This window comes from Pseudonocardia xinjiangensis, assembly GCF_012911925.1.
Taxonomy (GTDB): domain Bacteria; phylum Actinomycetota; class Actinomycetes; order Mycobacteriales; family Pseudonocardiaceae; genus Pseudonocardia; species Pseudonocardia xinjiangensis.
This window is the reverse complement of sequence record NZ_JAAXKY010000061.1, coordinates 1-13,557: the sequence shown is the minus strand read 5'-3', so window position 1 is coordinate 13,557 and position 13,557 is coordinate 1. Positions and strand designations below refer to the sequence as shown.

12 protein-coding genes are annotated in these 13,557 nt (G+C 74.1%); 3 read left to right on the top strand and 9 right to left on the bottom strand.

The features are described from left to right. Positions 1 to 37: 37 nt before the first annotated feature. Positions 38 to 1,660 (bottom strand): ABC transporter substrate-binding protein, encoded by a 1,623-nt coding sequence (locus HF577_RS19040; protein ID WP_169397245.1) that lies wholly within the window; start codon positions 1,658 to 1,660, stop codon positions 38 to 40. 102 nt (positions 1,661 to 1,762) lie between these two features. Next, positions 1,763 to 2,806, bottom strand: a complete 1,044-nt coding sequence (locus tag HF577_RS19035) for a helix-turn-helix domain-containing protein (RefSeq protein WP_169397244.1) — start codon at positions 2,804 to 2,806, stop codon at positions 1,763 to 1,765. A 142-nt stretch (positions 2,807 to 2,948) separates the two neighbouring features. On the opposite strand from HF577_RS19035, the gene HF577_RS19030 reads away from it, so the two are divergent. Together HF577_RS19030 and HF577_RS19025 are read left to right on the top strand one after the other, a co-directional pair. After that, the gene (locus HF577_RS19030; protein WP_169397243.1) at positions 2,949 to 3,311 is read left to right on the top strand and encodes a VOC family protein; all 363 of its coding nucleotides are present in this window, start codon (positions 2,949 to 2,951) and stop codon (positions 3,309 to 3,311) included. A gap of 329 nt (positions 3,312 to 3,640) precedes the next feature. Continuing rightward, positions 3,641 to 4,666 (top strand): zinc-dependent alcohol dehydrogenase, encoded by a 1,026-nt coding sequence (locus tag HF577_RS19025; RefSeq protein ID WP_169397242.1) that lies wholly within the window; start codon positions 3,641 to 3,643, stop codon positions 4,664 to 4,666. 3 nt (positions 4,667 to 4,669) lie between these two features. Here the strand turns inward: HF577_RS19025 and HF577_RS19020 are convergent, their stop codons facing one another. After that, the gene (locus HF577_RS19020; protein ID WP_169397241.1) at positions 4,670 to 6,019 is read right to left on the bottom strand and encodes a carotenoid oxygenase family protein; all 1,350 of its coding nucleotides are present in this window, start codon (positions 6,017 to 6,019) and stop codon (positions 4,670 to 4,672) included. Positions 6,020 to 6,117: 98 nt separating this feature from the next. Here HF577_RS19020 and HF577_RS19015 point away from each other — a divergent pair, with 98 nt between their 5' ends. Next, positions 6,118 to 6,651, top strand: coding sequence for a PadR family transcriptional regulator (locus HF577_RS19015; RefSeq protein WP_169397240.1), 534 nt, complete (start codon positions 6,118 to 6,120; stop codon positions 6,649 to 6,651). A gap of 16 nt (positions 6,652 to 6,667) precedes the next feature. Here the strand turns inward: HF577_RS19015 and HF577_RS19010 are convergent, their stop codons facing one another. From HF577_RS19010 to HF577_RS18985, 6 genes are all read right to left on the bottom strand, one after another. Beyond that, positions 6,668 to 7,081 carry a hypothetical protein gene (locus HF577_RS19010; RefSeq protein WP_211174496.1) on the bottom strand — a complete coding sequence of 138 codons (414 nt, stop codon included), beginning with the start codon at positions 7,079 to 7,081 and terminating at the stop codon, positions 6,668 to 6,670. 75 nt (positions 7,082 to 7,156) lie between these two features. Further along, positions 7,157 to 7,546, bottom strand: coding sequence for a phosphopantetheine adenylyltransferase (locus tag HF577_RS19005; protein WP_169397239.1), 390 nt, complete (start codon positions 7,544 to 7,546; stop codon positions 7,157 to 7,159). Positions 7,547 to 7,601: 55 nt separating this feature from the next. Beyond that, on the bottom strand, positions 7,602 to 10,859 hold the full coding sequence (locus tag HF577_RS39775) for a sensor histidine kinase (protein ID WP_169397238.1): 3,258 nt from the start codon (positions 10,857 to 10,859) through the stop codon (positions 7,602 to 7,604). Next, complete coding sequence (locus HF577_RS18995; RefSeq protein WP_169397237.1) at positions 10,856 to 12,208, bottom strand: hypothetical protein; 1,353 nt, start codon at positions 12,206 to 12,208, stop codon at positions 10,856 to 10,858. The genes HF577_RS39775 and HF577_RS18995 overlap by 4 nt, the downstream gene beginning before the upstream one ends. Positions 12,209 to 12,287: 79 nt before the next feature. After that, the gene (locus HF577_RS18990; protein WP_169397236.1) at positions 12,288 to 12,953 is read right to left on the bottom strand and encodes a response regulator transcription factor; all 666 of its coding nucleotides are present in this window, start codon (positions 12,951 to 12,953) and stop codon (positions 12,288 to 12,290) included. Then, a partial coding sequence (locus HF577_RS18985; RefSeq protein WP_169397235.1) for a sensor histidine kinase occupies positions 12,944 to 13,557 on the bottom strand: 614 nt, incomplete at its 5' end. The genes HF577_RS18985 and HF577_RS18990, both read right to left, overlap by 10 nt.

Here is a 13,557-nt window from a genome sequence, read left to right as displayed (position 1 = left end):
CATCCGGTCCTCTCCCCTGCGGGCCCGCGGCCGGGCGTCACCGGTCCAGCCACAGCGACCCGTAGAACAGGTCGCGCGACAGGTACCGGTCGATGCCCTTGACGTCGGGTTTCGTGATCGTCGAGAGGTAGCTGCGGCTGAGCCACGCCACCGCGATGTCCTGGTTGGAGAGCAGCTCCACCTGCTGGTAGTCCTTCGCCCGCTGCGCGGCGTCGGTGGTGGCGCCCGCCTCGTCGAGCAGGCGGTCGACCTCGGGATTCGCGTACTTCCCGTAGTTGACGTTGCCGTCCGAGCGGAGCAGGCGGGCGGCACCGGGGTACGGGTAGTCGAACGTGTTGACCCAGCTGATCAGGTTGAAGTCACCGCTCTGGATCACCCGCGAGGTGAACTCGGCCAGGTCGTAGAACTTCAGGTCCACGGTGATGCCGACCGCAGCCATCTGGGCCTGCACGAACTCGCCGAGCGAGACCTCGCTGCGGCTGGTGCTGAAGGAGAAGGACGCCGTGCCGCCGGAGGCGACGTACTCCTGCACGAGCTGCTTGGCCTTCTCCGGGTCGTACTTCGGCCAGGCGGCCGAGGACTCCGGGTTGTGGTACGGGCTGTCGTCCTGGAAGAGCCCGTCGGCGCCGATCAGCTGGCCCATGTACTGGCTCGCGCCGAGCGCGTTCAGGTCGATCGCCCGGACCACCGCCTCCCGCATGCGGCGGTCGTCGAACGGCTTCTGCTGGAAGTTGAAGTAGAAGAAGAACCCGCCGTTGCCGGGGCCGTAGTAGACCTTCAGGTTCGGGTTGCCGAACGCGCGCACCAGCTCGTTGTTGTACCCGCCGTAGATCATGTCGACGTCGCCGTTCTGCATCGTCGAGTAGCGGGTCTCGGTGTCGGGCAGCGGCCGGAACTCGATCGAGTCCAGGTAGGGCTGCCCGGCCTTCCAGTAGTTCGGGTTCTTCTTCAGGGTCATCTTGTTGTCGCGGACCCAGCTGTCCATCACGAACGGTCCGGCGCCGACCGGGTGGTTCGCGATGTCGTCGCCGTACTGCGCCAGCGCGGCAGGCGAGACGATCATGCCGAGTGAGCCCGCGTTGAACGCCTGCGCGAAGAACACGGGGAAGTCGCCGAGCGGCTGCTTGAGCGTGAACTCGACGGTCAGCGGGTCGACGGCCCGCATCGAGGCGATCGTGTCGGCGTACGCGTGGGCCGGGGACGTCGGCTTGTCGATGTGCCGCTGGGTGTTGACGATCACCGCGTTCGCGTCGAGCGGCGTGCCGTCGGAGAACGTGACGCCGTCGCGGAGGCCGAGCCGCCAGGTCAGGCCGTTGTCGCCGCTGTTGATCGACGACGCCATCCACGGCTGCACCGTGCCGTCCGGACCGATCCGGAACAGCAGGTCGTAGATCGCCTGGGCGACGACGTTGCCGTTCTGCCGGGCCGGGTCGAAGCTGACGATCTCCCGGTCGTTGCCGATGATCAGGTTCCCGCCGGTCTTGGGCGTGCCCTCCGCCGCCAGGTCACCGCCGTAGGGGTCCAGCACGCGGACGCTCGTGGTCGCGTCGGTCGCGCCCCGCGTGTTCGCCCCCACCGCCCCGCACGCCGCCAGCAGTACCGCGCAGAGAACGGCGCACACCGCAGCGCCGCCCCAGGACGGCCGTGATCGCCAACGCATCGCCCACACTCCTCGTCGAGTTCCGGCGGTTCCCGACTCCGCGGTTACGAGGAGGAAGCGTGGGTCCCGGGCACCGGGTCAGGCCATCGGCTGCGCGCCGGATTACTTGCCGATGCGCGCAGGGGGGCGGGTCGCGCCGGTCGCCGCCCGCCGGACGTCACGCGGCGCCATCCCGTACTCGCGCTTGAACGCGTGCGAGAAGTGGGTGGCGTCGGAGAAGCCCCAGCGGAACGCGATCTCGGTGATGGAGCCCGCGGACGGTTCGGCGAGGTCCTCGCGGCAGCGGGCCAGGCGGGCGCGCCGCACCAGCGCCGCCACCGACTCCTCAGTGTCCTCGAACACGGCGTGCAGGGTGCGCAGCGACACCGACAGGGCCCTGGCGATCGTCTCGGGGCCGAGCGCGGGGTCGGTGAGGTGCGCCCGCACGTACCGGCGGGCCCGGGCGCGCAGCGCCTCGCGGCGGGCCGCGCGGGCCTGCGGGAGCTCCGGCTCCACCACCGCGCGCAGCAGTTCCAGCACGACGTCCCCGGCCGCGGCGGCGGTGCGCTCGTCGAGCTCGGGCAGCTCGTCGGCCAGCGCGTTGACGTAGCGCACGAGCAGCCGGGTGCCCGGCCGGTCGGCGAGCCAGGGCAGCGCCTCGACGTCGGCGAAGCGCGGGCTGACCGCGTGCACCAGCTCCCGCGGGAAGATCAGCGTGCGCTTCGTGAGCGGTTCGACGACCTCCACCCCCACGGCGCGCGCCCCGTCCCACATGCCGACGGCGCCGGCGGCCAGCACGTGCTGCTGCGTCCGCGACCTCGTCACCCGCTCCGCGCCGCGCAGCACCAGCTGCAGCCCGATCCACCCCTCGGCCGGGTCACCCATCACCGCTGTGCTGCGCCGCCCGGCGAAGGGCGTGCACACGCAGTCGACCAGGTGCAGCTGCCCCAGCCGGCGCCGCTCGACGCTGCCGGCGAACCCCGCGCCGTCCCTGTCGTCGGGGAACCGCACGTCGAACGCCACGTGCGTGGCCGCGAGGACGTCCTCCCACTCGGCCTGCCACTGCGCGCTGCTCCGGTGTCCGCCACCCACCCGCCAGCGCTCGGTCCCGAGCGGCCCGGCCGGCCCGGACCCGTCCGGCATCGACTCGTCCGACAAGGCAGCCATAACCCGGCCCCTCTCCTCGCATCGTTGCGTGGGCCGGCGATGCGCCCGATCACCGGCTCCCGCCAGACTGACCCACCACAGGGGCGTGTTCAACACCCCCAGGGCAACGATGATGTCCGCCATGCCCGGTACACCGCCACGGATGACCCTGACCGCCACCGTGCTCGACGCCCCCGACGCCCGGGCGCTCGCCGCGTTCTACCAGCGACTACTCGGGTGGGAGGTGGGGACCGACGAGCAGCACTGGGTGACGCTGCGCGCACCCGGCGCAGGCGCGGGTCTCTCGTTCCAGACCGAGTCCGCCTATGTGCGGCCGGCGTGGCCGGCCCGCCCGGGCGAGCAGCTGATGCTGGCGCACCTCGACATCGCGGTCGACGACCTGGACGCGGCGTGTTCCCACGCCGTGGCGGCAGGGGCCGTGGTCGCCGAGCACCAGCCCCAGGACGACGTGCGGGTGTGCCTCGATCCCGCCGGGCACCCGTTCTGCCTGTACGTCCCCTTGTGAGGGGAGCCCTCGGAGGGTGATCGTCACGGTGGAGCGCGCGCTTAGGGTTCGGTGTGACCACACCGCCCGTCACCGCACTCGACCGCTACATCGGACTCGCCGACAAGGCGGTCGCCGACCCCCGCGAGCTGGACGAGCTCGCCCGCACGGGTTGATCGTCGACTTGCGCAACGAGCTCACCCGCCGCCCCGGCTGATCCCGAACACGCCTCTCCCCTGGCTCTGCGTGCACCGCTTCCTGCCGATTCGCGCACGGGGCGCCCGGCGTCCGGCCCGCGGCCTAGCATCCCGGGCGGAAGCGACCACAAGGGGGCCGACATGCTCGCCGGGGTGTTCAGGGGTGCTGGGCGGATGCCGGTCGAGGAGGTGCCCGACCCGGTCGCCGGCCCCCGTGACGTCGTGCTCGACGTGCGCGCGTGCGGGGTCTGCGGGTCGGACCTGCACAGCTTCCGGTCGGGCGCGCACGCCCGCGACGGGCAGATCATGGGCCACGAGTTCGCCGGAGCCGTGCTCGACGTCGGGCGTGAGGTCGAGGGCATCGCGGTGGGCGACCGGCTCACCAGCCTGCCCATCCAGCCGTGCGGACGCTGCCGGCGCTGCCTCGGCGGCGCCCCGCACCTGTGCGAGGTGTGGACCACCCGCAGCATCGCCTTCGGCCTGCCCGGCGCGTTCGCGGAGCGGCTGCGCATCCCCGACGCCGTGCTCGGCGGGAACGTGCACCGGCTCCCGGACAACGCCGAGTTCACCGACGGCGCGCTGATCGAGCCGACGGCGGTGGCGGCGCACGCGGTCCGCCAGGCTCAGGCCCGGCCCGGCGAGCCCGCGGTGGTGCTGGGGCTCGGCACGATCGGGCTCCAGGTCGCGCAGATCCTGCTGGCGGCAGGAGCCGCCCCCGTCATCGGGGTGGACCTCTCCCCGCTGCGCCGCGAGATCGGCGCCCGGCTCGGCATCACCACGGTGGACGGGGCCGGCGGCACCGATGCGCTCCGCGCCGCACTGCACCACCACCTCGGTGAGCGCGAGGTGCCGCTCGTGGTGGAGGCGAGCGGGGCGGCACCGCTGGTGGCCACCGCGGTGGAGCTCGTCCGGCCCCGCGGCACCATCGTGCTCGTGGCGCTGTACCACCGCCTCACGGAGTTCGACGCGATGGCGGCGGTGCAGCGGGAGATCACGTTGCGGGGCAGCGCGAACGTCACCTCGGAGGACTTCCGCGACGCGATCTCGCTGCTCGCTCAGGGCCGGGTGCGGATGCAGCCGCTGATCACCCACCGGCTGCCGCTCGAAGAGGTCGAGCAGGCGTTCCGCACCCAGGCCGACGCCGAGGCCTCGGTCAAGGTCATGGTGACCCAGGACTGAGCGTCAGTCGGCGATCCACGACCCGTGGAAACCCGCGGGCACCCCGCGCGGCAGGGTGACGGCGGCGACGGGCTCGCCCGCCACGTCCGTCGCGTCGAGGACGAGCAGCTGCGAGGCACCCCCGTCGCGGCGGGTGGTGATCGAGAGCAGCCAGCCGTCGTCCTCCGCGCGGTCCGGGTCGGCGGCGGGCACGAACACGGCCTCGCCCGCGACCATGTCCGGTCCGAGCTCGTGCGCCGCCGTCGCGCCCAGCTGCCCGTCGAACCGCACGATGGCGCTGCTCCGCCCGGTGTCGGCCACGGCGTAGAGGTAGCGGGAGCTGCGCCCGACGCGGTGGTCGTCGACCGTGGGGAACTCGATGCCCCGGTCGTCGAGCTCCACCGCGCTCGCCGTGCCGGTGGCGGGGTCCAGGGTGAACCGGTGCATCCGCGCGAGGCCGGTGACAGCGGCGGCGGCACCCGGTCCCGCGGGGTGGGCCGGGCTGCCGATGCTCTCCCAGATGGTGTGGATCCCGTCCCGGCTGTAGCGGGCCAGGTCCAGGACGATCCGGCCGGCCGCGTCCTCGTGGGCGTTGCCGACGTGGAAGACGTAGCAGGGGTCGATCTCGAACCAGCGCACCTCGCCGGGCCGGTCGAGCGGCATGACACCCAGCCGGGCGCCGTACTCGTCGCTCCAGGCGTAGGGCATCCGCGGACGCAGCTGGAACGTCATGGGCAGGTCGAGGAACACCGCGTGGTGCTCGGTGATCGCGAAGTCGTGCATCATCGTCGGACCGGGCACGTCGATCGGCGCGCTCGCCACGAGCTGCCCGTCGGCCGAGAGCCGGTGGTAGGTGACATACGGCGGTGTGAAGCCGTAGCCGAAGAAGTGCAGCTCGCCGGTGGCCGGGTCGGCCTTCGGGTGCGCGGTCATCGCGGTGGTGAGCTTTCCGTCGAAGTCGACGGGGCCCACGGTCTCGAGCTCCCCCGTGACCTCGTGCGGGAACCCGCTCTCGACCAGGGCCAGAAGCCGGCCCGCGTGCTCGATGACGTGCGTGTTGGCGACGACGGCCGCGCGGTCGATGGTGCCGTCCTCGGCGATGAAGGGCTTGCCGGCCAGCGCGCTCGTGCGCACCCAGCGGTTGCGGTACCACTCGGCGCGCCCCTCGCGCAGCCGCACGCCGTGCAGCATCCCGTGGCCGGCGAACCAGTGCCCCGGGTCCTGCCCCGGTAGCGGGTTGGGGCCGTTGCGCAGGTAGCGGCCGGTGAGCTCCGGCGGCAGGGCGCCCGTCATCGGCAACTCGTAGGACTCGATCTCGTCGGGGACCGGGGCCATGTGCCCGGTCAGGTACAGCGGTGCGGTTCCGGTGGTCATCGTGGTTTCCCCTCACGTCGTGGACGGTTCCGACTCTGCACCCAGCGCCACGACATGTCAAGAACGACATGTCAGTATCGGAAGGTAGGGTGAGCCGCATGTCCCTGTCCCACGCGCTCCTCGGACTGCTCGCCGTCGAGCCGGCCAGCGGCTACGCGCTCACGAAGTCGTTCGAGGAGTCCCTCGGCCGGTGGGCCTGGCACGCGGGCCACACCAGCATCTACCCGGAGCTGAACCGCCTGGCCGAGCGCGGCCTGGTGGAGGTGACCGCCGAGGGCGCCCGTGGCAGCCGCACCTACGCGGTCACGGCCGCCGGGCGCGAGGAGCTGCGCTCCTGGCTGCTCCGTCCGCCGCAGCAGAGCGGAAAGGTGCGCAACGAGGAGGTGCTCCGGATGTTCCTCCTCTCGGCGCTCGACCCCGGCGACGCCCGCGTCGTGCTCGCGCACATCGCGGAGAACACCGCCGCGGGCGCCGCCGAGCTGCGCGAGGTCCGGGCCGCGCACGCGGGAGGGTCCTTCACCGGTCCCGAGGGCTTCGGGCAGCTGGCCGCCGAGTTCGGGCTGCGCCAGTACCAGGCCGTGCACGAGTGGGCCCTGTGGGCGATCGAGCAGCTGGACGCCGACCCGGCCTGAGGATCACCGCACACCGTCACCGCGCCCGCATGCGCAGCCTCACGACGAGCGCGGCGAGGGCGAGCAGCGCGACGGCTCCGATGAACCAGGGGTCGGTCCCGCGGCCGCCCATGTCGAGGTCGAGCGCGTGGTTGAGCGCGTGGAGCGCGTTGGTGAACACCGCCCCCACCAGCACGACGGCGATCACGTCCCGCCACCACAGCGCCCCCACCAGCATCACCCCGATGCCCATCTGGAACACGCCGGCGTCGTGCAGGAAGTGCTCGTGGTTGGGCCAGTTGGTGAACGCGGCGAACGACGCCGGGTCCACCCAGCACCAGACCCCCGCCCCGAACATCCCCACCGCCACGAACAGGACCACGCCGGCCACGAAGCGCCGCGCCCCCGCTCCGGCCTCCGGCCCGGCGGGCTGTTGCCGTGTCTCGGTCATCCCTCCCCCTCCCCCGCCGCGTGGCGGCTCGTCCATCGGACGAGGTGGGGAGCCCGAACGTGACAGGCGGCGGGCTCACCCGAGCGGCGACGGCGCCAGCAGCTGCAGGACCAGCGCCACGGCTAGCGCGCCGGACAGCCCGACGTCCACGAGCGCCGTGGTCCGCACCTTCCGCCCGGCCGCTCCCCTGGCGAGGCCGACGAACGCGAGCATGCTCACCAGTCCGGCGATCATGGCGGGCACCCGCAACGCCGGGACGAACACCGCGGCCACGAGTGCGGCGCCGAGCAGCCCGAGCAGCGCAGCGCGGTGCCGCATCAGCACCAGCAGGTCGGGGTCCGCGATCGGCACGCCGTACAGCCGGCGCAGCCACCCGGCCCCGGCGACGCCCGCGACCGGGAGCCCGTTGACCAGGCCGGTGCCGAGAAGGATGACGACGACGGCGATCTCCACACCGGGAGACACTTACGGCCCGAGCCTGGCCGATCAATGACGTCGGAGGTAGGGACGGCACAGCTGGTCAGTGCGGTGCCCCGGCCCGGCCGCCGTGGAGCCCGGCCCGGGCGAGCAGCTGCTCACAGGTCTGCACGAGCACGGCCGCCACGTCCCGGAGGTCCTTGCCCGACATCGGGTGCGCGGCCACTCCCTGCCAGCGGACGAGCTGCGCCCCCGCCGCCCGGGCGACCTCCCGCGGCCCGGCGGCCGGGGCGAGCGCGAGCCGGGCGCGGGGGTCGGCGCCCTGCGCGCCGAGCAGTCGCTCGGCCACCTCACGCTCCCCGTCGGGCAGGTCGAGCTCGCCGGAGCGCAGAGCGTCGACCAGATCGATCTCGGTGAGCTCGTGCGCCCCGGACCGGATGCGGTCGAGCCGGTAGACGAGAGCCCGGCCGTCGACGGGCGGCGGGTCGGCACGCACCATGCTCTCCAGCGCGAGCAGCGCGGCGCGGGCCTTGAGGGACTCGGCACGGAGGGCGAACCTCGCGGCGATCAACCCGAGCAGGTGCGGCACGTCGGGGCACGGAGCCACCGGTGTCACCACGTGGCAGGGCGTGCCGGTGTCGGGCCGGTGCGCCAGGCCGGCCGCCGCGTCCACCGGCACCCCGATCGCGAGCGCGGGACGGAGCGGGGCCGGCAGGCCGGCCACGGGTTCCGGGTTCCCGGGCGGCCCCAGCAGCAGGACGAACGCCTCGGCGACCGGGACGAGCGCATCGTCGGGCCCGGAGTGCGGGACCGACATGTCGACGAGCGTCACGTCGAGCGCCGGGGCGCCGGCGCGGCCCGCCGCCGACCGCAGGGCCTCGACCAGCGCCGGCACGTCGGCGCCCGCCGGCCCCGCCACTCCCACCCGCAGCGGCTCGTCGAGGCGCTGCGCGAGGGCGCGCAACGGGTCGGCCCAGCAGGTGCCGTGGTAGAGCTCCCGCGCGGTGCGCAGCGCGTCGCGCACCTGGTCGATCAGCGAGAGGCCGGGCGCCGCGGCAGCGACGGCGGGGCCGGGCCGGCCCGGCGCCGCCCCGTCGGCCTCCGGTTCCTCCGCCGGGCGCGGCAACGGGGCCGAGCCCGCCACGACCGTCCCCTCGCCCGGCTCCGAGCGGACCTCGATCCGGCCGCCCACCGCGGCGATGCGGGCCGTCAGGTTGCGCATGCCGCGGCCGGGTGAGCCCGCACCGGCGGACAGGTCCCAGCCGGGGCCCTCGTCGTGCACGGCGAACCGCACCCGGCCGTCCTCCGTGACGAGCCACACCCCGATCGCGGCGCCGCCCGCGTGCTTGCGCGCGTTGTTCACCGCCTCCAGGCAGCAGAAGAAGACGGCCGCCTGGACGTCGGCCGGGATGGCGGCATCGGCGGCTACGCCGTCGCAGTCGAGGGTGACCGGCGGATGCCCGCCGCGCAGCTCCGTGCGCAGGGCCCCGACCAGTCCCTGCTCCGCCAGCAGCGGTGACGACACCCCGGTCGCCGTCTCTGCCAGGATCGACTCGGCCGTGTCGATCTGCTCCGCGACCTGCTCCAGCCGGCCCCGCGCCTGGTCGAACTGCCCCGTGGACACCTGGTGCTCCACCAGGCCGAGGGTCAGCCGCAACGAGACCAGGTGGTGCTGAGCGCCGTCGTGCAGGTCGCGCTCGATCCGCCTGCGCTCCCCGTCCATCTCGGCGACGACGGCCCGCCGGGACTCGGCGATCTCCCCGGCGTGCGCCAGCGCGGCCCGCAGCTGCCGTTCGAGCTCGATCCCCGAACGGCTCGCCTGGAAGACTGCACCGAGGCTGTCGGCGATGTCCTCCAGCAGGTGCCGGCGTTGCCCCTGCAGACCGGCGACCGCCGCGTGGTCGACCGCGATCGTGCCGATGCGTTCGCTCCCGTGCCGGACCGCGACCTCGGCGAGCGCGTCCGACGGCTGCGCCCCGGGCTCGACCCAGGTGTAGGCGCGGTCGTGCAGCTCCGGCCGTACCACCGTCAGCCGGCACGTGGTGGCTCCGAGCCCACGCCCGACGGCCTCCGCGACCCGCGCCAGGTCCGGCGCGTCACCGGTGGTGGCGCGGGACAGGGCGGCGATCCCGGCGAGCACGCTGTACGGCGTGGGCCGGGCGCCGTACAGCAGCCGGTCGACGAACCGCTCGACACGCACGTAGACCGGCAGGAAGGCCAGTGCCGCAGGAACGACCGCGAGGGTGGCCGCGCTGAACGCCCCGGCCGGGTCCCCGTCGTCGACCAGCTGCTCGAGGACCGTGCGCACCACGACGTACCCGCCACCGACCAGGGCGGCGACGAGCGCCGCGACGAGACCCCTGCTGAACAGCCCTTCGGCGGTCCACCCCCGGGCGCCCCCGGTCGCGAGGAAGACCGCGGCGGCGATCGCGATGCTCGCCAGCCGGGCGAACCAGAACAGCAGGGCCGTCGGCTCGTCCGCCTCCGGCGGTCCCGCGTGCGCCGTCGGATCGACGATGCCGAGCCCGGCGAACCCGATCGACCACAGCACCACGGTGATGATCGCCAGCACGACCGCCACGGCCATGGCCGCCGCGAGCACGCTGAACAGCATGCGGGCCTGGGCACGGGCCGCGGCGGTGGTGCCGTGGCGGATCCGGCGGGGCAGCGTCACCAGCCCGGCGAGCGGCACGAGGAAGCCGAAGAACAACACGCAGCTCGTGGTGTGCGGGAGCAGCGCGGTGCCGAACCCGACGAGCACCAGCGTGCCCACCCCCGCAGCGACCAGCACCGCGCGGGCGAGCCCGCCCGGTCCGGCCGCGCGCTGGTCCGGGGGGAACATCAGCAGGGCGAGGATGTAGGCCGCGCAGGCGATGCCGTGCAGCACCACCTGGTGCAGCCCGCCGACGGCCAGCCCGCTCGCCACCTGGACCGCGGTGTCCGCGGCGTGGGCCTGCAGGTTGAACGCCCCCGCCGAGCCCACCAGGGCGAGCACCAGCAGCCGGGCGGGCCGGCTGCCGCGGCGGCGGACCAGCAGGCCGACCGCGACCCCGATGCTGAGCAGGCTGAAGGCGTAGTCGAGGACGGCCTGGCCGAACGGCTCGCTGCGCGGGATCGCCTCCAGCACCCCCCGCGCCCACCGGCTGCCGCCGGCAGCGGCGGCGCCCAGCCCGGCGGCGACGGACGGGAGGTGGGCCGCCGCACCGACCACCGCACCCACCACGAGCCACCCGAGCGACAGCACCGTGACCACCACGAGCAGCACGGCGTACCCCGCGACCACGAACAGACCGCCGCGCCGCGCCCCGGCGGCCGTGTCGTCGCGGACGGCGGCCTGGTCGAGCACGGCGGGGCTGCTCACAACGTCCTTCGCTCCGCGCCTGCTCCGGCGTCGACGGCCGGCTCGATCCGGTCGGGCAGCCACGCGCGCAGGCCGAGCAGGCCCGCGGCACCGTCGTCCGGGCCCACCAGGTCCAGTTCGCCGCCCAGCGCGACGAGCCGCTCGACGTCGTCCGCGAGGGCGGTGCGGACGTCCTGCGCGGTGACCGCGGGCGCCGGGTCGTCGATGTGCACCGTCGCGCGTCCGTCGGCCCGGCCCAGGCCGACCACGAGCTCCCGCTCCGCCGGGCCGGCGGCCAGCGCCTGCATGGCCGAGGCAGCCACGTAGTACAGCCCGGACTCGATCTCCCAGTCCAGGCGCCCACCGAGGCTCCCGGTGAGCCGCACGGGTCGCGGCAGGTCGGCGGCGACCTCCTCGAGCGCAGCGGCGGGGCCCTGGTCACGCAGCACCGCCGGGTAGACACCGCGGGCGATCACCCGGAAGCGGTCCAGCAGCTCGTCGAGCCCCACCCTGGCCCGCGCCAGCGCCTCCTGGGCCGACCGGGCGTCCTCCGGCCAGACCTCGACGAGACCGGCTCTGGCGGCGGCGACCTCGGCGTGCAGCGCAGCCACCCGGTCTCCCGTGACGTGCGCGAGCTCCAGCACCAGCCGCCTGCGCTCGACCTCGCGGGCCCGGGCGAGCCGCTGCCGTGAGGCCTGCAGCTGCGCGGCGAGATCGTCGGCGCGGCGGACCCGCTCGGCCAGCTCGGCGTTCTGCGCGACGCCGCGCAGCAGCAGCGCCGCACCGTTCGCCACGTCCTGCACGAGCAGCTGGTCGGCCGGGGTGATCGGCGCCCCGGGCTTCCCGATCGCCAGCGCCGCCCGCAGCGTGGTCCCGTCGAGCACCGGGACGACGTGGTCGGTGTCCGGCCGGGCGAGCAGGACCGCCAGGTTCGGCACCGTCCGGGCCGTCTCCGCCGGTGCGCCGGCGGGGTACTCCGCCGCGACGACGAGGCGGTCACCGACCGCGAGCCACACCACGGCCCGGGCCGCGCCGGTGCCGTCGGCCAGCACCTGGGCCAGCCCCGGCAGCGCCTCCTCGAGCGAGCCTGCCCGGATGCGGGCGGCAGCCGCCGCGAGCGCCGAGTACGGCGTCACCTCACGGTGGTGGGTGAGCCGTCCCACGGCGGTGTCGACGACGGGCAGCGCGACCCCGAGGCAGACGGCGCAGCCGGCCACGGCCAGGAACGGCAGCAGCACCGCGGGGCCCGAACCGACGCCGCCCAACCCGAGCACCGGCGCGACGACGTCGACCAGAACCAGGAGCAGGACTGCGACGCCGCAGGCCACCAGCAGTGCCCGCAACGCCCTCGCCACGATCGTCCGGTTCATCGCGCACCATCGGTCCCACCCGGATCGGATCCGGGTACTCGCAGGTCACGCTATGCGGCTGGGGGACAGCGGCCAACCCTCATTCCCCGTCGCGCTGCGATCGGAGGTACGTCAGGACGGCGAGCACCCGGCGGTGGTGCTCGGCCGTGTCGGCGTGCAGGTTGAGCTTCCCGAAGATGTTCGCGATGTGCTTCTCCACGGCCTTGGGCGTGACGAACAGCTGCGCGGCAATGCCGTTGTTGGACCGGCCCTCGGCCATCAGCCGCAGCACGTCGAGCTCACGCTCCGACAGGGTGGCGATGACCCCCTTCTTGTCGCCACGAGGCCGTTCGACCAGCCGCTTCGCCAGCACCGGCTCGATGACGATCTCACCGGCCTCGATCCGGGTGAGCGTGTCGCTCAGGACGTCGACGCTGCCGACCTTCTCCTTCAGCCGGTAGCCGATGGAGTCGGTGCCGATCTGCAGGATGCGCATCAGGTAGTGCGACTCGGCGTAGTGCGACAGGAACAGCAGCCCCATGTCCGGGTGCAGGGCACGCAACCGCTCGGCCGTCACCAGCCCGCCGTCGGGCTCGGGTGGCATCCGGATGTCCAGGATCGCGACGTCGGCCGGCTGCGACGACAGCAGTTCCACCAGCGAGTCACCGTCGGCCGTGGACCCGACCACCTCGTGCCCCGCCGCCTGGAGCAGCATCAGCAGACCCTCGCGGAACAGGGCACCGTCCTCGGCCAGCGCTACTCGCATGGAATCCTCGCTGTAATCGTGCCGGGGCCCGGGCCGCCGGCGACATCGATGGTCCCGCCGAGGCGGCGCACCTGGTCGAGCATCGACTCGGCGTGCCGGACGTCCGCCCCGGTCAGGTGCACGGTCAGCACGGCCCCATCGGGCTCGTCGGCCGAGCGCCGCACCAGCACCGCGACGGGAGGCGCTGCGGCGCCGGTTTGGGCGGCGGCAGCGTCGACGGCGGCGAGGCAGTCGACCACGGCGAAGTACGCGGCACCCTCCGCGGCCGGGCCGAACCGGTCCGCGGGTGCGTCGACCCGCACCGGGGTCTCCATCCGATCGGCCACCTCGCGCAGGGCCGGGCCGAGCCCGGCCTCGTCGAGCAGCGGCGGGTAGATCTTGGCGGCCACGTCGCGCAGCTCCTGCAGCACGGCGTGCAGCTCGTCCTGGAGGCTCTCGATGGAGGCGTGCAGGTCGGGTTCGGCGTCGGGCACCTTGTGCCGGAACAGGCCGAGCTGCAGCGTTAGCGCGGAGATCCGCAGCGCGGCACCGTCGTGCAGCTGACGTTCCAGGCGGCGGCGCCGCATCCACTGCTCACGCTCCGCGCGGCGGCGGGCATCGCGGG

What these genes read in the sequence shown, in the direction of transcription:
- HF577_RS19040 (WP_169397245.1), bottom strand. Translation starts at nt 1,660, where the DNA reads ATGCGTTGGCGATCACGGCCGTCCTGGGGCGGCGCTGCGGTGTGCGCC.
- HF577_RS19035 (WP_169397244.1), bottom strand. Translation starts at nt 2,806, where the DNA reads ATGGCTGCCTTGTCGGACGAGTCGATGCCGGACGGGTCCGGGCCGGCC.
- HF577_RS19030 (WP_169397243.1), top strand. Translation starts at nt 2,949, where the DNA reads ATGACCCTGACCGCCACCGTGCTCGACGCCCCCGACGCCCGGGCGCTC.
- HF577_RS19020 (WP_169397241.1), bottom strand. Translation starts at nt 6,019, where the DNA reads ATGACCACCGGAACCGCACCGCTGTACCTGACCGGGCACATGGCCCCG.
- HF577_RS19015 (WP_169397240.1), top strand. Translation starts at nt 6,118, where the DNA reads ATGTCCCTGTCCCACGCGCTCCTCGGACTGCTCGCCGTCGAGCCGGCC.
- HF577_RS19010 (WP_211174496.1), bottom strand. Translation starts at nt 7,081, where the DNA reads ATGACCGAGACACGGCAACAGCCCGCCGGGCCGGAGGCCGGAGCGGGG.
- HF577_RS18995 (WP_169397237.1), bottom strand. Translation starts at nt 12,208, where the DNA reads ATGAACCGGACGATCGTGGCGAGGGCGTTGCGGGCACTGCTGGTGGCC.
- HF577_RS18990 (WP_169397236.1), bottom strand. Translation starts at nt 12,953, where the DNA reads ATGCGAGTAGCGCTGGCCGAGGACGGTGCCCTGTTCCGCGAGGGTCTG.